We start from the raw sequence: 20,579 nt of genomic DNA, 5'->3' as shown, positions 1-20,579 counted from the left end.
TTCTCGTCCTGCGGAGAAATCGTTGGTGGTCAGTTCGCTCGGTTGCCAGGTCCAGGCGGTGCCGGACACGCTTTTGTCACCGGCCACTCTCCGTAGTGGTATGGACGAAGCCGAGCCGTTCACCTACGACGGTGGCCGGGTCGACCCCGGCGAGACACAGAACGTCCGCTACACGGTCAGTGAGACGTACATGGGTGACCCGGTTCGGCTCCCGGTGACGATCGTCAACGGGCCACGTCCTGGCCCGACCGTCTTCCTCTCGGCTGCGGCCCACGGGGACGAACTCAACGGGATCGAGGTCGTGCGGGAAGTCGCCCACGAGTGGAACCACGACGACCTCGCGGGGACGCTGGTCTGTCTCCCCGTGTTGAACGTTCCCGCCTTCCTCGCACAGGAGCGGTACCTCCCGATCTACGACCGCGACCTCAACCGGTCGTTTCCCGGCAACCCGGACTCGACGAGCGCCAAGCGGATGGCCCACGAAGTGTTCCGGAACTTCCTGGCACCGTGTGATCTGGGACTGGACTTCCATACCTCGACCCGTGGCCGAACGAACATGCTCCACGTACGGGCGGACATGACCGACTCGGCTGTCGCCCGCGTCGCGAACGCCTTCGCGTCGAACCTGATCATCTCTTCGGAGGGGCCGTCGGGGTCGCTGCGCCGGGAGGCCAGCGCCGCCGGCGTCCCGTCGGTCACGATCGAGATGGGCGAGGCCCACCGGTTCCAGCGTTCGCTGATCGACAACGCCCTCGACAGTGTCCGATCGGTCCTGGCGGAGTTCGGCCTGCTCGAGAGCGAGGTCGTCCGGTGGCCGGGATGGCGGACCGTCGTCGAGAACGGAAGCGACGACAAGATCTGGATTCGTGCGGACGCCGGCGGGTTGGTCGACATGCACCACGAGCGAGGGGGGCTGGTCCACGCCGACGAGACGATCTGTACGATCACGAACCCGTTCAAGACCGACGCGATCGAAGTGAGCGCACCGTTTACCGGGTTGTTGGTCGGCGTCCTGGAGAACCCGCTGGTCTACCCCGGCAATCCACTGTGTCACCTCGTGAGTCTGGACCAGCGGACCCGACGGGCGATCGAACAGTCCGAGCGGGTGGAGCGGACGGCTCGGTGACCGCGGCCCGGACTGAACAGTCAGCCAGTTCGTCGCCGATACCGTCAATACGCGAACGTCTTCGGCACGACAGCCGGCGACCTGCGCGCGGGGTAGTAACTACTATTTGTCCCCGGACTAACCCCCCAGTGTATGAGTCAGTCTTACAATCGCGGCACCGTCGAGGACTTCGGACGGTGGCGGGAGTTCACAGCCGGGATGTGGGCGTGGATCTTCCACAAGTTCACCGGCTGGGTGCTCGTCGGGTACCTCTTTACCCACATCGCCGTCTTGAGCACCTCCCTGGGAGGGGCAGAACTCTATACGAACACGCTCCAGGGGCTGGAGGCCCTGCTCGTCGTTCGATTCCTGGAGATCGGATTGCTCGCCGTCGCCGTCTTCCACATCCTCAACGGCATCCGTCTGTTGATGGTCGACCTCGGCGTCGGACTAGAGGCACAGGACAAGAGCTTCTATCTCTCGCTGGTGTTGACGGGTGCGATCGTCGTCGCCAGCGTGCCGACCTTCCTCGGGGGGCCACTCGCATAATGGCCGAACACTACTCCTCGTTCGAGCGCGGTGGCCGCCGCTGGCTCTTCCAGCGGCTCACGGCGGTGTTCCTGGTCGGCGTCCTGGCGTTTCACTTCATGCTGTTGCACTTCGTCAACCACGCCGCAAACATCACCTTCGCCGGGACGCAGGTCCGGATGAGCCAGGTGGGCTACTTCGCGACGATGTGGCTGTTCCTCGTGACCGCGACGTTCCACGGCGTCAACGGCGTCTACAACGCACTCGTCAACCAGGGGCTCAAAGGCACCCAGCAGACCGCGATCAAGTACCTGCTCGCAGTTGCCGGCCTCCTGTTGATCGCACAGGGGACCCGCGTCGCAGTCGCTATGACAAACCTCGTCTAACCTATGAGTACACAGATCGAACAACAAGAGACCGAGTCAGAGAGCGAACAAGAGGCCGAATCGGCCGTCGAGTCACCCGGTGACCGGCGCCGTGCGGAGAAACAACAGCGCCTCGACGAACAGAAACAGGCCGAGCGCGAGGAGTCGACCCTCGACGACGAGGAGACGATCCGCCTGAAGGTGTTCCGCTACGACCCCGAGGTCGAGGGGAAACAGGAGCCACGCTTCGACGACTTCCTCGTCCCGTTCCACAAGGGGATGACCATCCTGGACGCGCTCATCTACGCGCGTGACCAGTACGACTCCTCGCTAACCTTCCGACACTCCTGTCGGCAGGCCGTCTGTGGCTCCGACGCGCTGTTCGTCAACGGCCGCCAGCGGCTGGGCTGTAAGACCCAGATCGCGGAACTGGAGACGCCGGTCCGGATCGAACCGCTCCCACACCAGGAGGTCGTCAAGGACCTCGTGGTCGATATGGAGCACTTCTACGATCAGATGGAAGCCGTCGAGCCGTACTTCGACGCCGACGAACTGCCCGAGGACGAACTCGAAGAACAGCGCCAGAGCCGGGAGAACCGGGAGAAGGTCAAGATGTCCACGCGGTGTATCTGGTGTGGCGCCTGCATGTCCTCGTGTAACATCGCGGCCGGCGACAACGAGTACCTGGGGCCGGCGGCGATCAACAAGGCCTACCGGTTTGCCATGGACGAACGCGAAGGCCCCGACCGCAAACAGGAACGGCTCCGGATCATCGAACAGGAACACGGCGTCTGGCGGTGCCAGACCCAGTTCTCCTGTACCGAGGTGTGTCCGAAGGACATCCCGCTCACCGAGCACATCCAGGAACTCAAACGCGAGGCAGTGAAGAACAACCTCAAGTTCTGGTAGTCCTAAGCACGCCTACGACACTACTTCCCATACTATGTACGAACACGACGTCATCGTGGTCGGCGCCGGCGGCGCCGGCCTCAGAGCGGCTATCGCAGCACACGAGGAAGGCGCGGACGTCGCCCTCGTGACGAAACTCCACCCGGTCCGGAGCCACACGGGCGCGGCCGAGGGTGGCATCAACGCGGCACTCCGGGAGGGCGACTCCTGGGACCTGCACGCCTACGACACCATGAAGGGGTCGGACTATCTGGGGGACGCCCCGGCGATCGACACCTTCGCCAAGGACGCCCCCGAGGAGGTCGTCCAGATCGAACACTGGGGGATGCCCTTCTCCCGTGAGGACGACGGTCGGGTCTCCCAGCGGCCGTTCGGCGGGATGTCGTTCCCGCGGACGACCTACGCCGGCGCAGAGACGGGCCACCACCTGCTGCATACGATGTACGAGCAGGCGGTCAAACGCGGCATCGAGGTCTATGACGAGTGGTACGTCACGAACCTCGCAGTCACCGACCACGAGGACCCAGAAGACCGTGTCTGTCACGGCTGTGTCGCCTACGACATCAAGTCGGGCGAGATCCACGGCTTCCGGGCGAAAAACGGCGTGATCCTGGCGACCGGCGGACTCGGACAGGCGTTCGACCACACCACCAACGCCGTCGCCAACACTGGCGACGGCTGTGCGATGGCCTACCGCGCCGGTGCCCCGATGGAGGACATGGAGATGATCCAGTTCCACCCGACGACGCTGCCGTCGACGGGTGTGCTCATCTCCGAGGGTGTCCGTGGCGAGGGTGGCATCCTCTACAACGAGGACGAGGAGCGGTTCATGTTCGAGCACGGCTACGCGAACAACGACGGCGAACTCGCCTCCCGTGACGTGGTCTCGCGTGCCGAACTGACCGAAGTCAACGAGGGCCGCGGGATCGAGGACGAGTTCGTCCACCTGGACATGCGTCACCTCGGCGAGGAGCGCATCCTCGACCGCCTGGAGAACATCCTCCACCTCGCGGAGGACTTCGAGGGCGTCGACGGCCTCGACGAACCGATGCCGGTCAAACCCGGCCAACACTACGCCATGGGGGGCATCGAGTGCGACGAGAACGGCGAGACCTGTATCGACGGCCTCTACGCGGCCGGCGAGACGGCCTGTGTCTCGCTGCACGGCGCGAACCGCCTCGGCGGGAACGCCCTGCCGGAACTCCTCGTGTTCGGCGCCCGCGCCGGCCACCACGCGGCCGGCAAGGACATGAAAGTCGCGGAGATCCAGACCGGGCCGTCGGCCAAAAGCGAGGACGGTGCCGTCGAGCCGCCAGTCGACCCCGGCGCGGTCGACGCCGGCACCGACGACGTCGTCGCCGACGGTGGGGCCGCAGCCACACCCAAAAGCGTCGTCAAGGGAGCCGTCGAGGAGGAGCGCCAGCGCATCGAGGAACTGCTGGAGGCCGACGGCATCAACCACGCCGAGGTCCGTGCGGACGTCCAAGAGACGATGACCCAGCGCGTCAACGTCTTCCGCGAGGAGGACGGTCTCAAGCAGGCGTTGCGGGAACTCAAGGACGCCCGCCGGGAGTACCAGAACGTCGCCGTCTCGGACCCCTCGCGCACCTACAACACCGATCTGATCCACACTATCGAGACTCGTAACATCCTCGACGTGGCCGAGGCCATCACCATCGGCGCGCTGGCCCGCGAGGAGTTCCGCGGTGCCCACTGGCGCGCGGAACACCAGGAGCGGAAAGACGACGAGTGGATCAAGCACACGATGCTCGCCTGGAACGACGGCGATCCGGAACTGTACTACAAACCCGTCGAACTCGACGGCGACGAGGAGACCTACGAGCCGAAAGAGCGGTCGTACTGAGCCCACACGATCGGAACGGCGAATCGAATCCCACCGGGACTGACTCTTCTCGCCCCCGGAACCGTCGGTCTGTTCGCGGTCGAACTCCCGGGACGGCTCGCTGTTGCTGTGACCCTCACACTGAGCAGGAACTCCCGTCCTCACGGAGCGAGTGACCGACGCAGTCGCTACGTAGCGGAACTCACTGAAAGCAAGATTGGGGGTGGGTGGGGGGTGATGGCACCAGAACGGTGCCTACCGTAGTACAGGGAGCCTTCGATTATAAACGTGGCGTCGCAGTTATCATCTTCGAGAACGCTTCCGGTCCGAACTACCGGCGGTCGCTTCGTTCGGTTCGGGGTTCGGTTGCCGTTCTGCTCTCCATGCTCGTTCGTCACTGAAAATGCGTGGGACCGGATTCGAACTGATCGGAGACGGTCGCTCACTGCGTTCGCGCTGCGACTCCCAGAGTTCGAATCCGTCAGACGGTCTTGTCACTCACGGATTCGTTCGTAACAAAAATGCGTGGGACCGGATTCGAACCGGCGGACCCCTACGGGACAGCGCCCTCAACGCTGCGCCGTTGGCCTGGCTTGGCTACCCACGCGCTCGCTGTCTTACTGCACTCATTCGTACCCGACGGTCCAATAAAAGCGCTTTCGTTTCGTCGTCGGCTGCGGGAGAGAGTCCCATTCGTCCGAACCGGACGTTTCAAATACGACGAGGCAGCTACCTGCCTCATGGCCAAATACTCGACCGGCAGCGGGGGGAGCGACGCCGGCGGGAGCTGTGAACTCTGCGGTGCCGACGGCGGCGACCTCCAGACGGCGAGTGTCGCCGGCGCGACGTTGCAGGTCTGTGACGACTGCGCACGCGACCACGGCGAGAACGAACGGACCTCCACAGGCGACAGCTCTCCCGACGAGCGTGACCGACGCAAGCGCGCGGCGCAGAACGTCGCACGCGCCCACGACGCACAGCAAGCCGACCCATCCCACTGGGAGGACGGCGCGGACTACGACGACGACCAACTCCCGTATCTCGTCAGCGGTTACGGCGACGTGGTCGTCACCGCCCGCCAGGAAGAAGGCCTCCAGACTGCCGAACTCGCCGAGGAGCTCGGACTCGACGAAGCCGACGTACTGGCCGTCGAACAGGGCCGTGCGACCCAGGCCAACGTCGGTGGCTCCGTCATCGCCGCCCTCGAACAGTTCCTCGACGTCGAGCTGGTCGAGGCGAACTGACCGAGTCGACTCCCGAAGTCTCTTTCCATGCCGGCGTGCAACTGTGTCGCGTGACACACGACGCTGTCGTCTACGATCTGGACGGGACCCTCGTCCGCCTGGCCGTCGACTGGGACGCTGTCGCGACGGAGGTCGCGACCGTCCTCCGAGAGCGCGACGTCGACCCCGGAACGGGCGATCTCTGGTCGATGCTGGAACTGTCCGACGAGGTCGGCCACCGGTCTGCTGTCGAGGAGACGATCACCCGACACGAACGCGACGGGGCCGACCGCTCCGAGCGACTCCCGCTGGCTGAGGGACTCCCGCACGGCGTTCCGGTCGGCGTCTGTTCGCTCAACGCCGAGGTCGCGGTCCGCGATGCGCTCGACGTTCACGGGATCGAGCCACACGTCCAGTCGGTCGTCGGGCGGGATACCGTCGGGTCGTCCAAACCCGATCCCGAAGGGTTGCTCCGGGTGATCGACGATCTGGACGCGTCTCCGGAGGCGACCGTGTTCGTCGGGGACTCCGAGAGCGACGCCGAGACCGCCCGTCGAGCGGGCACGGACTTCGAGTGGGCTCGGGCGTTCGATCAGCGCCGGTACCGGGCGTAGAGATAGACGCCGATCGCTGTCAGGAACCAGACGACGGCACCGACTCTGACGGCGAACAGTGCGCGGGCGGTCCACGTCGACAAGGTGAGCGGGATCGACGCCACGGCGACGATCGGCGAGCCGACCAGGATCGTCGTGACGAAAGTCACCTGCATCACCCACCCGAAGTCGACGCCGTCCGGATCGGTGTGTTCGACTGCTGGCACGAGTAGAGGTTGACGTGGACCCGGCAAGCCGCTTCCGGTTCGGCGAGGACGAAACACGAAGACGTAAGCCCCAGGCGCGCCCGCTCACGGACATGACGACCGTCCGTGACCTCCAGGCGATGGCGGGCGAAGAACCGATCACGATGCTGACGGCATACGACGCCGCGACCGCCGAGATCGTCGACGAGAGCGGGGTTGACGTCGTTCTGGTAGGCGACAGCATGGGAAACGCCGTCTTGGGCCACGAGAACACGCTTCCGGTGACAGTCGACGAGGTAGCTTCCCACGTGGGGGCCGTCGCACGGGGAACTGAGGACGCGCTCGTCGTCGCCGACATGCCCTTCCTCTCTTTCGGTGCCGACGAGAGCGAGAGCGTCAAGAACTGTGGGCGGATGCTCAAAGAGGAAGGCGCAAACGCCGTGAAACTCGAATCCGGTCCGCACACGATCGAGTTGACCGAGCGCTTGGCCGATCTCGGAATCCCGGTGATGGCACACCTCGGTCTCACCCCACAGAGCGTCAACCAGACGGGCTACACCCAGCAGGCCGACGGCCGCGAGGAGGCCGAGACGATCCTGGAGCTGGCGCGCGAACACGAGGCCGCGGGCGCGTTCGCGCTCGTCCTCGAACACGTCCCAGCGAACCTCGCTGCACAGGTGACCGAAGCGATCGACATCCCGACGATCGGGATCGGTGCCGGCGGTCAGTGTGACGGCCAGGTACTCGTCTTCACTGATGTCGTTGGCATGGCCGAACAGAGCCCCCCCTTTGCCGAGCAGTTCGGTGACGTCCGCGGTGAGATGCGCGAGGCCGTCTCGGAGTACGTCGAGGCCGTCGAGTCGGGATCGTTCCCGACAGCGGAGCACGCGAGCCGTTCCGAGGAACTGGACGACCTGTACTGACGGCCTCGGCCGCTCGCTCTCCGCCGTCTCGTCGTTTACTTCCACCGGTGGCTGATCCGATAGCGGTCACAGCTACCATACTGCTATTAGATCTGAAATTTAGGCAGATATCTTGATAACCCGTCTTACTACTCGTGTAACCACATGGTATCGCGAAGGGGATTTCTGAGGGGTGTCGCTTCGGCGAGCGCCCTCGCCGGCGGTGCCGGTTGCTCGGGCCTCCCGTCAGGATCTGGCGACTCGGCGGCCACGTCGGGAACTATCGTGGTCGGGTCGAAGACGTTCACCGAGAACCGGATCCTCGGCTACATGGCGTACGAGGCACTGAACGAACTGACCGATCTACAGGTGGTCGACGAGATCGGGTACGGGGCGACGTCGACGGTCTGGAGCGGGCTGACCGGCGGCGAACTTGACCTGTACTGGGAGTACACCGGGACGCTCCGGTTGACACACCCGCCACAACAGGACTCGCTGATAGCCGATCCGGAGGAACAGTTCCAGCAGGCGAGCCAGACGATCGCGTCGGAGTACGATCTCCGGGTGTTGAACCGCGCGCCGTTCAACAACACCTACACGATCGTGACCCGTCCGGAGTGGGCCGAGCGGACCGGAATCGATTCGGTCGGTGCCCTTGCTGAGCATGTCAACGCCGGCAACACCGATGTGACGATCGCACTCGGCCCCTCGTTCTACGACCGGGCGGACGGATGGCCGGGACTGCTAGACCACTACGGGTTCGAGGAGTCTGCCGTCGAGACCTGGTCGGACAACGTCGAGGTCGTGTCGCTGGGGCTCACGTACGAGTTCCTGGGGACCGGCGACGCGGACCTGGCCATGGGATTCCTCACCGACGGGCAGATCGGTATCCAGAACTTCCAGCCACTGGCCGACGATCAGAACTTCTGGCCGATCTACAGCCCCTGCCCCTGTGTCTCGGCGTCGGTCGTCGAGGAAAACCCAGCGGTCGCCGAGGCGTTGAACCCGATCGGACCCAGCATCGGCGACGAAGCGACGATCCGGGAGCTGAACGCGGCCGTGACCAACGACGGGGAGTCCCCGCAGGCAGTGGCTCGAACCCATCTCGAATCTAACGGGGTCGTGTGACAATGTCGGGACAGAATACGGGTCTCTCCGCGCTCGTTCCGGACCGGATCCGCGGGTCGTACTTTCTCAAGTTCGCGATCGCGACCGGGCTGGTCCTCCTCGCGATCGGCCTCATCGGCTACGGCGTTCAGGCACAGACCTCCGAAACACTCAGGGAGGACGTTCAGAAGTCGCTGACACAGCAGACTGCCTCGGAGGCCGGGAGCCTCTCGGAGTTCATCGAGAGCCGGCGGGGACCGGCCCGGTTCATCTCCGACGCACCGGTGTTCGAGAACGGGTCGAACGCGGAGATCCGCTCGTATCTCCAGGAGCAGCGTGAATCGAAACTGTCCGGTTCTGTCACCGGAGTCCACTATATCGACACGCGCGAGGAGCGCATCGTCGCAAGCACTGCGTCGGGACGTGCCGGCGAGGACATCAGCGACGTGCCGTGGTACGGTAGCTACGCGTTCGGTGATTTCGACGACGTGATCGTCAGTGAACCGTACGAGGGGTCGGACGGACGGACCCAGATCGCGTTTATCAGCCCGGTCAACGGTGTGTTCAACGGCGGACTCGTGGTGACATACACCGCGGACGAGGTCGGCACACGGTTCCAGAGTCCCATCAGTGGCACCTTTACCAGGGTCGTCGATTCCAGCGGGAGAGTCCTGTTCGCCGACGAAAACGCCACGACGCTCCAGCCGTATCTCGACGACGAGAACGCGACCTCCGTCGCGGTCGCCCGGGGGTCCGAGGGCGAGGCGGGCTTCGTCAGCGACCCCGCCATCGACTCACAGCAGTCACAGAACCTCGTGGTGTCGTACGCTCCGGTCGCTGGAACGGACTGGGTCGTCCTCAAACACGTGCCGGCGGCGAACGCCTACCAACTGGCCCGGAGCGTCGGCAACGGGGTATTGCTGTTGGTCGGGGTGGCACTCGTCGGTGTCGTGGCTATCGGGGCGACCATCGGCCGGAACACCGCCATCGCCGTCCGCGAGCTGTCGGATCGCGCCTCGGCAATCGAACAGGGGGAGTACGACGTGACGCTCTCGTCGGGCCGGATCGACGACGTCGGACAGCTGTTCGACTCCATTGCAGGGATGCGGGACAGTCTCGTCGACCGGATCGAGGAGGCCGAGCGGGCCGTCGAGGAGGCCGACGAGGCCCGCACGACCGCAGAGGAGGCGAAGGCCAGTGCGGAGCAAGCCCGTGAGGAAGCCGAGGCACTGAGCGAGCAACTCGAAGCCACTGCGAGCGAGTACGGGGACGTGATGGCCGCCTGCGCCGGGGGTGATCTCTCCCGTCGGCTCGACACGGACGCCCAGAGCGAGGCCATGCGTGACATTGCGGTCTCGTTCAACGCGATGCTCGAAGAGTGGGAGGAGACGATCGTCAGTATCCAGACGTTCACTGACACCGTCGAGGGGGCGAGCCAGGAGAGCGCGACCAGCATCCGGGAGATCGAATCGGCGAGCCGGGACGTGAGTGAATCTGCCCAGCGCATCACGGAGTCGACCCAGGAACAGCGTGAACAGGTCGAACGCGTCTCGAGTGAGATGTCGGACCTCTCGGCGACCGTCGAAGAGATCACGTCGACCGCCGAGACGGTCGCTGCGACCTCCGAGGAGACCGCCCGGACCGGCGAGGAAGGCCAGTCAGCCGCGACCGAGGCCGTCGATGAACTGGATGCGATCCGGAACCAGACCGAGCGAGCCATCGCGTCGGTCGAACAGCTCGACGAGCAGATGGCCGCTATCGGCGAGGTCGCGCAGGTCATCGGTGACATCGCGGAGGAGACGAACATGCTGGCGCTGAACGCCAACATCGAGGCCGCCCGCGCGGGCGATGGCAGCGGCAGTGGTGAGGGGTTCGCCGTGGTGGCCGACGAGGTAAAGGCCCTGGCCGAGGAGACCAAGGAGTCCGCCGAGCAGATCGGCTCGCTCATCGAGGAGGTGACGGAACAGACCGAGCAGACCGTCGACGAGATGCAGGACGTCGGCGAGCGAGTCGACAGCGGCAGCGAGACCGTCGAGAGCGCGCTCGACGCGCTCGACACGATCGCTGAACAGGCCCGGGAGACCAACGCTGGGGTACAGGAGATCTCCCAGGCGACGGACGAGCAGGCCGACGCCGCCCAGCAAGTGGCCTCGATGACCGACGAAGTGGCCGACATCGCCGACGAGACCTCGGCCGAGACCGAACGAGTGGCCGCTGCCGCCGAGGAACAGGCGGCACAGGTACAGGAGGTCAGCCAGCGGATCGAGGAACTCTCCGACCAGGTGGGGGAACTCCGGACGGAACTCGAAGCGTTCGAGACCAGCGACGCAGCGACGACGAGTGTCACGCCGGCGAGCGCCGACGGTGGCTACCCGGACGAGCGCACCGACTGAGACGACTCGTCATCGGCGCTCCCCGCCAGCGCCTGGCTACTTCCGGCGGACGTGACGGGACCGTCCGACATCGGCCACCCGAACGTTTAATTATCTGTCAACCGCCGGTTCGAGTGTGGTTTACGAGACGGGCAACCGCACGGTCGACGACGCAGTCGCGCGCGTCCTCGACGGCGAGCGACTGGACCGCACGGACGGAACGGCACTCATCGCACAACCGGTCGATGCGCTCGCGGCGGGCGCGGACTACGTCCGGAGCCAGTTGGGCGACGGGACCGTCGACGCGTGTTCGATCGTGAACGCAAAGGCGGGCAACTGCGCGGAGGACTGCGGGTTCTGTGCCCAGTCGGTCCACTTCGATACCGGCATCGACAACTACGGCTTCCTGGGTCCGGAAAAGGTCCTCGAAGCCGCGAAACGGGCCGAACGTGACGGCTCCCAGCGGTTCGGGATCGTCGTCGCCGAGAAGGGCGTCTCCAAGGAACAGCGCCCGGACGAGTGGGAAGAGGTTCTGGAGGCGATCCGACTGGTTCGGGACGAGACCGACGTGGAAGTCGACGCCAGCCTCGGCATCCTCACCGAGGAGGAGGCCGCGATCCTCGCCGAGGAGGGGCTCAACCACTACAATCACAACATCGAGACCTCGCCGCGGTACTTCCCGGAGATCGTCGACACCCACTCCTTCGAAGACCGGGTCCACACCCTGGAAGTGGCCAAGGAGGCCGGGATGGACCTCTGTGCCGGCGTCATCCTGGGGATGGGCGAGACGCCGACCGATCGCGTGGAAGCTGCGATCGCCTTACAGGAGATCGGCGTCTCCTCGCTGCCGGTCAACGTTCTCAATCCGGTCGAAGGGACACCGCTCGCGGCGCGCGGGTTGCCAGACATCACGACCGAAGAGGTCGTCCGGACCATCGCGGTCTACCGATTGCTCCACCCCGAGGCCCGCGTTCGGCTGACCGGCGGGCGCGAAGTGAATCTGGACACCGAGGGCCAGGTGGCCGCTCTGGAGGCCGGCGCCGACGGTATCCTCACCGGCGACTACCTCACGACCGAGGGCCAGTCCGCCGCCGACGATCTGGAGATCGTCGAGGCTGCGGGACTGGAACCCAACACCGAGGCCAACGAGTTCGACCCCGAGGACGTCAAGACACGGGCCGAGGAGGGGACCGACACCGAGACGGCCGCCGGCACCGCACAGACGAAATCAGAGCTCCAATCCGACGACTGACCGAACGTCGACTCGTCAGTACTGTTTCGGCGAACCGCTTTCGGACAAAGGGTCGAATGGGGGTGGATAGCCCCCAGCGTGTGACACTACGGAGCCTTGCGGCTCCACCCTCGATTATGGCGGGCGATCGTATAAGTATCTGGTACGTTTCACGTGGAGATCGGTGGGAGACACCACCATACTGCCCAGCAGCGAGAGGGGGATGCGCAGCCGAAACGGGGGCTCACTCCAGTGAGAGGAGCTTGTCGATATCGACGCCGTCGGTCAGTAGTTCCGCCATCCGCTCGACCGTGGCCTCGTTTCGGGTTCGCCCGGACCGAAGAACGTCTTCCAGTCGGTCGATCGTCCGTCGAGTGTCCGATTGGACCAGCAACACCGGGACGTCTTCTTCCTCGGCCCGGCCGAGGACGGCGCTGGCTGGTCGGAACCCACCGGTCAGTAATAACGCTTTGATCCCCGAGGCCTCCAAGGCGGCCGTCTGGACCTCCGAGCGGTCGCCGCCGGTGACCATCACCGCGTCGCGGGTCCGACGGAACTGGTCGAGCGCACTGTTGCCGCCCATCGCACCGACCGAGAACCGTTCGACGTGTGCGTCCATCGAGGCGCCCGTCGTGAGCACGTCGGCACCCACGCTCCGGGCGAGATCCTCGACGGTGACCCCCGCCAGTTCCTGTACCCGCGGGAGCGAGCCATACACCGGGACGCCCTTGCTTTCGAGGAACGGCAACACGTCGTCGACGAGTTCGCCCATCGCGGTGTCGGTGACGCCGTTGAAGAGGACGCCGGCCAGGCGGTCACCGATGGTCTCTGCCGCCGCCAGCACCTCGTCGGCGTCGCCGGGGGTGGCGTAGCCACAGACCAACAGGACGCGGGCGTCGATCGCCTCGGCGATATCGACGTCGGTCAGGTCGACGATGCCGCCGGTGTCGAGGCGGTCGCTCCCCTCGACGACCATCAGGTCGGTCTCGGCCGAGAGCGACTCGAAGTTGTCGAGGACGCGCGTCCGGAGTTCCTCGGGGTCTTCACGGCCGCGGATCGCCTCCTGGATGAACGTCGGCGAGTAGACGATCGGCTCCATCTCGTGCATCTCCGCGTCCAGGTCCAGCAGGCTGCGCGCGAGCATCGGGTCCTCGTCGCGGGTCTTCCCGACGGCGCTCTGGAGCCGCGTCCCCTTCGGTTTCATGTAGCCGACCTCGTGGCCGGCGTCGTGTGCGTGTTTCGCGAGCGCGAGCGTGATCGCGGTCTTGCCGATACCTTCCTCCGTAGACGTGACGAGCAGCGTGTTCTGGTCGGTCATAGTTCGTCCTGGTCGATGGTGAGTCGCAGGTCGACCGCCTGCACCCCGTCGGGGGTCGCGACGAGTGGGTTGATGTCCAGTTCGACGATGGCCGGGAAGTCGGTGACGAGCTGTGAGAGCCGCTGGACGGTCTCGACGAGGGCGTCCTCGTCGACGGGCTCCCGTCCGCGTGCGCCGCGTAGCAGCGGCGCCGATTCGATGTCGTCGAGCATCTCGCGTGCCTCGGGTTCGCTCACCGGGGCGACCCGCACGGTGTTGTCTTCGAGCACCTCCACGAAAATACCACCGAGGCCGAAGAGCAGCAGCGGGCCGAACTGCGGGTCCCGGTTCATGCCGAGGATGGTTTCTGTGCCGGAGTCGAGATCGACCATCTCCTGGACCTGGACGCCCAGCACGGTCGCGTCCCGCTGGTAGTTGCGGGCACGGACGACGAGGTCTTCGAAGGTGTCCCGCACGTTCTCGGGGGAGACACCGACCTCGACGCCGCCGATGTCCGATTTGTGGAGGATGTCCGGGCTGACGATCTTCATGACCACGTCGTCGCCGATCTCATCGGCGATCGCCTGGGCCTCGGAAGGCGTCGTGACCACGTCACCCTGTGGTGTCGGGATACCGTAGGCGTCCAGCAGGTCCATCGCCTCGACGCCCAGCCGGTTGGTGTTCCGGCGCGTGGCGGATTCGAGTATCTCGCGTGCGCGCTCGCGGTCCACGTCGAAGGCCGCCGGCTCCTCGAACTCCCGGGCCTGGATTCCGCGGTACTCCCGGAGGACGTCGAGGCTGTCGACGGCCCGCGCAGGGTCGAAGTAGTTCGGGATGCCGGCCTCGCTCAGTACGTCTTGCCCCGCGCCGACGGATTTCCCGCCCATCAGCGTCGTCGCGATGGGGACGCCGGACTCCTGTTGTTGCTCGACGACAACGCTCGCCAGTTCCTCGAACGACAACACCGCGGTCGGACAGGCGACGACGACGGCCATCGAGACGTTGTCGTCGGCAAGCACCGTCTCCAGCGCGATCTCGAAGCGCTCTGCGGGAGCGTCGCCGATGATGTCGACGGGGTTGTAGATGTTGGCCTCGTCGGGCAGCACCTCGCCTAGGCGGTCCAGGGTGGCGTCCTCGAACTCCGCCAGCGAGAGCTCCGAATCGCCGACGGCGTCGGTCGTCATCACGCCCGGGCCGCCGGCGTTCGTGACGATCGCGATCTCGTCGCCCTCCGGGAGCGGCTGGCCCGAGAGGATCTGCGCGTAGTCGAACAGTTGCTGGACGGATTCGACACGCACCGTGCCGGCCTGTTCGAGACCGGCCTCGTAGGCGCGCTCGGAGCCGGCCATCGCCCCGGTGTGTGAGGCGGCGGCGGTCGCCCCGGCGTCGGTCCGGCCGGACTTGACGAGCACGATCGGCGTGTCCTGTGTCACCTCGCGGGCCGTCTCGATGAACTCCGTCCCGTCGCTGATGTCTTCGAGATAGCCCAGGATCACGTCGGTCTCGGGGTCCTCACCCCACTCGGCGATGAAATCGCCCTCGTCGAGGATCGCCTTGTTCCCCAGCGAGACGATGTCCTTGAACCCCACGTCACGTTCTGCGGCCCAGTCCAGGACGGCAGTGACGAAGGCCCCCGACTGGCTCATGAAGGAGATGTCACCTTCGGTGGCCATCTCGTTGCCGAACGTCGCGTTCAGGCCGACGGGCGTCGACATCACGCCCAGACTATTGGGGCCGACGAGGTTGAGATCGTACTTCTCGGCAACCGCTCTGAGTTCCCGCTCGCGAGCGGCCCCCTCGCTGCCGGTCTCTCCGAACCCTGCGGTGATGACGACCACGTTCTCGATGCCGGCCCCACCGGCGGTTTCGATGGCATCGACGGCGACATCCGGCGGTACGACGACGACGGCGACGTCGACGGTCTCGGGCGACTCGACCGACGTGACCTCGTCGTAGCAGTGCAACCCCAGAGCGGACTCCTTGTAGGGGTTGACCGCGATGACCTCGCCGTCGAACGATTCGAGCAGGTTCGACGTGATCGCACGGCCCACCGACCCTTCCGAGTCTGTGGCGCCAATCACGGCGACTCGTTCCGGCGCAAACAGCGTCGATAGTCGTCCCATTCCTCTGGGTGGGGGTACCGGTGCCTCGTGGAAATAACTGCCGAGGTGTCCCACGCGTTGGGAACTATACTGGTAAATTCGGTACGTCTCGTGTCCGTAAGCGTCGGTCTCGTCGACGACGGGGACCTTTTGAGGACGCTATGCGTACGGACAGCTATGACGGACGAAGACCTGCTGGAACCGTTCCACCTCGCGGTCATCCGGAGCGTGGCGAACGAATCAGACGTTCCCGAACCGACCCTCCGTGACGCGCTCGAAGCACACCAACAGACGATGCGGGACTCACCCGGTGTCGACGAGTTGGTCTACGAGTGGCGAAAGCGATTCGACGCGCCGGTGCTCGCACAGTCGGACTCAGTTTACATCGTCGCGGTCCATCCGGGCGTCTGGGAGGAGTACGGGGAGCATCTCGACCTGGAGGAGGACGTTCTCGGCGCGGTCGCAGCCGTCCACCAGGAACAGACTCTGAGAGACGACCGCGTCACGTTCGAAGACATCGACCCCGACGCCGTTCCGTTGATCGTCGCTCGGCCGTCGTGAGTGGGCCGTACGACTCATTACTGGAAAGTATTATTACCGATACGCAAAATCTATTTTTCTCGTTCGCAAACGTTTAAGTGGTTGCCGGTCGTACTTCGAATCGAATATGGCGACACAAGAACACGTCCGTCGAGAGTTCGGTGCTGTCGAAGAGAACGAACTCCGGCTCGACAAGGAGAAGTCCGAGCAGATCATCACCGCGCTCAACCAGGACCTCGCGGACACGTACACGCTGTACCACCAGCTCAAGAAACACCACTGGAACGTCGAGGGTGCCGAGTTCCGCGACCTCCATCTGTTCCTGGGCGATGCGGCAGGCCACGCCGAAGAGGCAGCGGACGAACTCGCGGAACGCGCCCAGGCTCTCGGCGGAACGCCGATCGCCGGCGGCAAGGCCCAGGAGGAACACGCGACCGTCGAACCCGAGGGCGAGGACGTCTACGACATCCGGACATCCCTGAAGAACGATCTGGAGCTGTTCGGTGACGTGATCGAGTCGCTGCGGGACCACATCGAACTGGCCGAAAACCTCGGCGACCACGCGACCGCACAGATCCTCCGGGAGATCATCGTCCAGACCGAGGAAGACGCACACCACATCGAACACTACCTCGAAGACGACACGCTGGTCCAGTAAGCGCGATCCGGCGGACGGTTCGGTATCCACTGACCGGGTTTTCGGGAGCCAGGGAGAAACGAGGAGCGCTATTGCCGGAGGTCGACGGTGAGGTCCGTCGCGATCCAGCCGTCGGTGTTTCCGTCTTCGGTGAACACTGTGCGCTCTTGCCCGCAGTCCAGGGCTGTCACCAGCGGGTTCTCCGCCTCGTCGTCATCGGATACGACGTCGTCCGTCTGTGGTGCCATTACCGGGATTAGGCAACCCTAAAGACATAAGGGTTTTGGTACACCTAGTATGTTCCCCGAGTACCGACAGGCGAACTTTTGTATTCGACCCTGTTAGGGCGACACATGAGTACCAGTCCGGACGAGGACATTACCGCCCTGTTGACCGACCTCGTTTCGACGCTCCGGGAACTCGAGACGGAGGTCGAACCGACCACGGAGAGCGGTGTCCCGCGACCGCCGACGCCGGAGGAACTGCTGCGGTTCACGAGTGACGTGACTATTCCGGCCGCGATCCTCATCCTGAAGACGAACATCCAGGCGCTGAAACTCCTCCGTCGCGCCCTTCGGATGGCCGAGGGGCGACCCACCTCGACGGGGTCGGCGTCTACCGAGGTGAAAGACCGGGCGACGAAACTGAGCAAGGCGACGCTCTCGCGTCTCGACGAGGCGCTCACCGACATCCAGAGCGCCGTCGAGGGTCGACCCGAGGACGAGGACGCGCGCGAACTACTGGAGGAGGCCCGTCAACTCCGTTCGGACCTCGAAGAACGCCTCGACGAGGAGGCCCCGGAGACGAACGGTGGCGTTCCTGCGGACGACGAGACGGACGACGTCGCCGTCGACGTCGATGCGGAACTGCGCTCGATCAAGGACGACCTCGACGATCTCGACGACCCTGGCCGTGGCGAATCTACCGACGGAACCGACGACGAGGACGACGAAGCGGGTTCGTAAAGCCGATTTTCGGTCGGGCGCGATAGTATAATACAAAAAACATAATGTTTTATTATGATGGGGGCGCGACGTACAGGTATCGATGCCGGAAACAGAGTGTCCTCCAACACGGCGTGTCGAACTGTTCGTCAGAGCTTCTCTGCCGACACCGTCCCGCGAGCGTCGGACGGCGATCGAGACAGCGCTCGAAGCGTTGGCACGGACCGACGCCGTCGACGAGACGAACACGACTCTCTGGGAGAAACGCGTTCCCGTCGAGGACTGTGGGGACCGGCTCGAACGTGACCGCTACAACGAGTTCGCGGCGTGGGCGCGCGAGGAAGGCGTCCGGCTCGCGCCGTTTTTCGACACCCGGACGTGTTACAGCATGCAGACCGGACGGAAACGCGAGGAACTGGTCATGCCGGTGATGTGTGTCGCGGTCTACGAGGACGGCGACCTCCGACAGGTCGCGCCCGTGGCCGGCGACGACGGTCCGATCTCGGTCGATGACTGTCTCACCGACCTCACTGCCCACACTGAGACCAGGCGGCCGAACACGAGAACCGTCCCGACGGCCGACTGATCATGCCTGGAGCGTACACCGATACGGCTATCGTATCACCTGTCGTAAGACACTCGGAACTCGGTGTACGATACCATGGCACAAACTCGTCGGGCAGCGGTGTACGTCCGCTCGCCCGCTCCGGCGGCCACTGAAAGCGCCAGGAAACCGTTCTGGCTCGGTTGCAGTCGCTTCGTACGGCCGGCGTACTCGAGGACTTCTCGGTAACCGACTGGGTCCGACAGGCTATCGACGGTGATCCGGCGCTCCCTACCGTGGCGGACCTCCAAGCGTGGGCAGACGACCACGGCGTCTCGCTGGCCCCTGCTTTCGACAGCCACGACCGCCACAACTGGTACACTGGGGTCGACGATGCCGTGACTGCGCTCCCGATCGTCTGTCTGGCTCTCTACGAGGACGACGAACTGACCGCAGTGTACCCACACGTCTGTGACCGTGGCCCTCGCAGCGTCGCCGACGGGATGGAGCAACTCGAAGCGGGCAGCACCGGGAGACCGTGACCGAACCGATCAGACCGGGTCCCAGCGGTAGCCGTCCCAGGGTTGGCTCTCGGGGTTCGGACTCTTGAGGCCGACCTCGGGGTCGCGCAACTCTTCGACGTAGACCGGCTCGACGGTGTCGCCGGTCTCGACCTCGTCGGTGGTGACCTGCCCGAGCGCGCGGACGAACTCATCGTCGGTGTCCAGATCGGAGATGTCGAACTCGACGAACGCAAGCGTGTTCGGCTCCCGGACGCCCGGCGGTGTCGCCGTCGATTTCGTCCAGGTGACGACCTCGGCGGTCCGGTCCGAGAGGTCGAGGCTGTCGTCCTGCGGTTCGCCACAGTCGGGACAGCGCGGGTGGGTCGGATACGACACGTGACCGTTCGGACAGATACCGGCTTCCAGGCTCATTCTGCGGCCTCCATGATGGTGGTGATGACACAGTTCCCGAAGCCGCCGACGTTACAGGCCAACCCGGTTTCCGCGTCGACCTGGCGCGGACCGGCCTCACCGACAAGCTGTTCGTAGATCTCGACGCCCTGTGCGACGCCGCTGGCACCCAGCGGGTGCCCCTTGGACTTGAGTCCGCCGGAGGTGTTGATCGGCAACTCGCCGTCTTTCGCCGTCGAGCCGTCCATGGCCATCTCCCAGGCGGTCCCCTGGTCGGCGACGCCGATCCCCTCCAGCTGGAGGAACTCCAGGATGGTGAACATGTCGTGGAGTTCGGCCACGTCGAGGTCGTCGGGGCCGAGGTCGGCCATCTCGTAGGCCTCCTCGCTGGACTCGACGACCCCGCCCATGATCGTCGGATCGTCGCGTTCGTGGACGACGTGGGTGTCGGTCGCCCCGCCGATCCCGGAGACGACCGCGTACTCGTCGGCGATCTCCGCGGCCCGTTCTTCCGTCGTGAACATCATCGCCGCGCTCCCGTCCGTGATGGGACAGAAGTCGTACAGTCGGAGCGGATCGGCGATGATCGGCGACTCCAGGGCCTTCTCGACGGTAATCTCCTTCTGGAACTGTGCGTTCGGGTTGTCGACGCCGTTCTCGTGGTTCTTGACGGCGACCCGGGCGAGTGACTCCCGGGGCGCGTCGAACCGTTCGAGGTAGTGGCGCGCGGTCAACCCGGCGAACGACGGCAGCGTGATCCCGTGTTTGTACTCGTCGGGGTGGGTGATCGAGGCGATGATGTCCGTCGCCTCGCCCGTGGTCTTGTGGGTCATCTTCTCGCCGCCGACCAGCAGCGTCATCTCGCTGGCGCCGGAGGCGACAGACTGCCAGGCCTCGTAGATCCCGGCCCCGCCCGAGGAGGAGGTCTGATCCACCCGTTCGCTGTACGCCGGCAGCAGGCCCAGATCGTGGGCGAGCGCATTCATGACGCCCGTCTTGCCCTCGAACTCGCCGCTTGCCATGTTCGAGACGTACAGGTGCTCTACTTCGTCGGGTGTGACGCCGGCATCGTCCAGACACTCCTCGCCCGCCTGCGTGAGGAGTTCCTGGAGCCAGGCGTCACGCTGCCCGAACTTCGTCATCGACGCGCCGATTACTGCGACTCCCATGGCTACGTCCACTCAGGGGTCTGGTGTATTCGTTACGGTCCCTTCGGT

21 protein-coding genes, 1 tRNA gene and 1 pseudogene are annotated in these 20,579 nt (G+C 65.0%); 16 read left to right on the top strand and 7 right to left on the bottom strand.

Features of this window, described 5'->3' with window-relative positions; all coding sequences use genetic code 11:
• The first annotated feature begins 100 nt into the window (after window positions 1-100).
• From P0204_RS03250 to P0204_RS03230, 5 genes are all read left to right on the top strand, one after another.
• Window positions 101-1,126 (top strand): succinylglutamate desuccinylase/aspartoacylase family protein, encoded by a 1,026-nt coding sequence (locus tag P0204_RS03250; RefSeq protein WP_276221627.1) that lies wholly within the window; start codon window positions 101-103, stop codon window positions 1,124-1,126.
• Window positions 1,127-1,258: 132 nt separating this feature from the next.
• A complete protein-coding gene (sdhC, locus tag P0204_RS03245) occupies window positions 1,259-1,654 on the top strand; it encodes a succinate dehydrogenase, cytochrome b556 subunit (protein WP_276221625.1) in 396 nt (131 codons plus the stop codon).
• Window positions 1,654-2,019, top strand: a complete 366-nt coding sequence (locus P0204_RS03240; RefSeq protein WP_276221624.1) for a succinate dehydrogenase hydrophobic membrane anchor subunit — start codon at window positions 1,654-1,656, stop codon at window positions 2,017-2,019. Before sdhC ends, P0204_RS03240 begins: the two co-directional genes overlap by 1 nt.
• Before the next feature lie 3 nt (window positions 2,020-2,022).
• Window positions 2,023-2,907, top strand: a complete 885-nt coding sequence (locus P0204_RS03235) for a succinate dehydrogenase/fumarate reductase iron-sulfur subunit (protein ID WP_276221622.1) — start codon at window positions 2,023-2,025, stop codon at window positions 2,905-2,907.
• A 34-nt stretch (window positions 2,908-2,941) separates the two neighbouring features.
• Entirely contained in the window at window positions 2,942-4,771 is a 1,830-nt protein-coding gene (locus tag P0204_RS03230; RefSeq protein ID WP_276221621.1) for an FAD-binding protein, read from the top strand.
• A gap of 501 nt (window positions 4,772-5,272) precedes the next feature.
• Here P0204_RS03230 and P0204_RS03225 read toward each other — a convergent pair.
• Window positions 5,273-5,357: transfer RNA gene (locus tag P0204_RS03225), tRNA-Leu, on the bottom strand.
• A gap of 133 nt (window positions 5,358-5,490) precedes the next feature.
• Between P0204_RS03225 and P0204_RS03220 the strand changes: the two genes are divergently transcribed.
• Both P0204_RS03220 and P0204_RS03215 read left to right on the top strand, forming a co-directional pair.
• Window positions 5,491-5,994: a helix-turn-helix domain-containing protein gene (locus P0204_RS03220; RefSeq protein ID WP_276221619.1), complete on the top strand. Its 504-nt coding sequence runs from the start codon at window positions 5,491-5,493 to the stop codon at window positions 5,992-5,994.
• A 50-nt stretch (window positions 5,995-6,044) separates the two neighbouring features.
• The gene (locus P0204_RS03215; protein WP_276221618.1) at window positions 6,045-6,587 is read left to right on the top strand and encodes an HAD family hydrolase; all 543 of its coding nucleotides are present in this window, start codon (window positions 6,045-6,047) and stop codon (window positions 6,585-6,587) included.
• Here P0204_RS03215 and P0204_RS03210 read toward each other — a convergent pair.
• Window positions 6,566-6,793 carry a DUF5822 domain-containing protein gene (locus P0204_RS03210; RefSeq protein WP_276221615.1) on the bottom strand — a complete coding sequence of 76 codons (228 nt, stop codon included), beginning with the start codon at window positions 6,791-6,793 and terminating at the stop codon, window positions 6,566-6,568. The genes P0204_RS03215 and P0204_RS03210 overlap by 22 nt on opposite strands.
• Window positions 6,794-6,885: 92 nt before the next feature.
• Between P0204_RS03210 and panB the strand changes: the two genes are divergently transcribed.
• The 4 genes from panB (at window position 6,886) to bioB (ending at window position 12,405) form a co-directional block, all read left to right on the top strand.
• Window positions 6,886-7,695: a 3-methyl-2-oxobutanoate hydroxymethyltransferase gene (gene panB, locus P0204_RS03205; RefSeq protein ID WP_276221614.1), complete on the top strand. Its 810-nt coding sequence runs from the start codon at window positions 6,886-6,888 to the stop codon at window positions 7,693-7,695.
• 144 nt (window positions 7,696-7,839) lie between these two features.
• Window positions 7,840-8,802 (top strand): glycine betaine ABC transporter substrate-binding protein, encoded by a 963-nt coding sequence (locus tag P0204_RS03200; RefSeq protein WP_276221612.1) that lies wholly within the window; start codon window positions 7,840-7,842, stop codon window positions 8,800-8,802.
• 2 nt (window positions 8,803-8,804) lie between these two features.
• Window positions 8,805-11,174 carry a methyl-accepting chemotaxis protein gene (locus P0204_RS03195; protein WP_276221611.1) on the top strand — a complete coding sequence of 790 codons (2,370 nt, stop codon included), beginning with the start codon at window positions 8,805-8,807 and terminating at the stop codon, window positions 11,172-11,174.
• 115 nt (window positions 11,175-11,289) lie between these two features.
• Window positions 11,290-12,405 (top strand): biotin synthase BioB, encoded by a 1,116-nt coding sequence (gene bioB, locus P0204_RS03190; RefSeq protein WP_276221610.1) that lies wholly within the window; start codon window positions 11,290-11,292, stop codon window positions 12,403-12,405.
• 223 nt (window positions 12,406-12,628) lie between these two features.
• Here the strand turns inward: bioB and P0204_RS03185 are convergent, their stop codons facing one another.
• Both P0204_RS03185 and acs read right to left on the bottom strand, forming a co-directional pair.
• On the bottom strand, window positions 12,629-13,702 hold the full coding sequence (locus tag P0204_RS03185; protein ID WP_276221609.1) for a phosphotransacetylase family protein: 1,074 nt from the start codon (window positions 13,700-13,702) through the stop codon (window positions 12,629-12,631).
• The gene (acs, locus tag P0204_RS03180; protein ID WP_276221608.1) at window positions 13,699-15,804 is read right to left on the bottom strand and encodes an acetate--CoA ligase alpha subunit; all 2,106 of its coding nucleotides are present in this window, start codon (window positions 15,802-15,804) and stop codon (window positions 13,699-13,701) included. The genes P0204_RS03185 and acs overlap by 4 nt, the downstream gene beginning before the upstream one ends.
• A gap of 156 nt (window positions 15,805-15,960) precedes the next feature.
• On the opposite strand from acs, the gene P0204_RS03175 reads away from it, so the two are divergent.
• Together P0204_RS03175 and dpsA are read left to right on the top strand one after the other, a co-directional pair.
• Entirely contained in the window at window positions 15,961-16,344 is a 384-nt protein-coding gene (locus P0204_RS03175) for a DUF8048 family protein (RefSeq protein WP_276221607.1), read from the top strand.
• A 106-nt stretch (window positions 16,345-16,450) separates the two neighbouring features.
• A complete protein-coding gene (gene dpsA, locus P0204_RS03170) occupies window positions 16,451-16,981 on the top strand; it encodes a DNA starvation/stationary phase protection protein DpsA (RefSeq protein WP_276221605.1) in 531 nt (176 codons plus the stop codon).
• 68 nt (window positions 16,982-17,049) lie between these two features.
• On the opposite strand, the gene P0204_RS03165 is transcribed toward dpsA, so the two are convergent.
• Window positions 17,050-17,208 carry a hypothetical protein gene (locus P0204_RS03165; protein ID WP_276221603.1) on the bottom strand — a complete coding sequence of 53 codons (159 nt, stop codon included), beginning with the start codon at window positions 17,206-17,208 and terminating at the stop codon, window positions 17,050-17,052.
• A 105-nt stretch (window positions 17,209-17,313) separates the two neighbouring features.
• Between P0204_RS03165 and P0204_RS03160 the strand changes: the two genes are divergently transcribed.
• From P0204_RS03160 to P0204_RS03150, 3 genes and pseudogenes are all read left to right on the top strand, one after another.
• Window positions 17,314-17,925, top strand: coding sequence for a DUF7547 family protein (locus tag P0204_RS03160; RefSeq protein ID WP_276221601.1), 612 nt, complete (start codon window positions 17,314-17,316; stop codon window positions 17,923-17,925).
• 82 nt (window positions 17,926-18,007) lie between these two features.
• A complete protein-coding gene (locus P0204_RS03155) occupies window positions 18,008-18,490 on the top strand; it encodes an HTH domain-containing protein (RefSeq protein WP_276221600.1) in 483 nt (160 codons plus the stop codon).
• A 149-nt stretch (window positions 18,491-18,639) separates the two neighbouring features.
• Window positions 18,640-18,990 (top strand): annotated as a pseudogene (locus tag P0204_RS03150) (HTH domain-containing protein); the annotation flags it as partial.
• 9 nt (window positions 18,991-18,999) lie between these two features.
• On the opposite strand, the gene P0204_RS03145 reads toward P0204_RS03150, so the two are convergent.
• Together P0204_RS03145 and P0204_RS03140 are read right to left on the bottom strand one after the other, a co-directional pair.
• A complete protein-coding gene (locus P0204_RS03145; RefSeq protein WP_276221596.1) occupies window positions 19,000-19,383 on the bottom strand; it encodes a Zn-ribbon domain-containing OB-fold protein in 384 nt (127 codons plus the stop codon).
• Window positions 19,380-20,531, bottom strand: coding sequence for a thiolase family protein (locus tag P0204_RS03140; protein WP_276221594.1), 1,152 nt, complete (start codon window positions 20,529-20,531; stop codon window positions 19,380-19,382). Before P0204_RS03140 ends, P0204_RS03145 begins: the two co-directional genes overlap by 4 nt.
• Window positions 20,532-20,579: the final 48 nt, after the last annotated feature.

The organism is Haloarcula halophila (assembly GCF_029278565.1).
GTDB lineage: Archaea > Halobacteriota > Halobacteria > Halobacteriales > Haloarculaceae > Haloarcula > Haloarcula halophila.
This window is presented reverse-complemented; position numbering and strand designations above follow the sequence as displayed.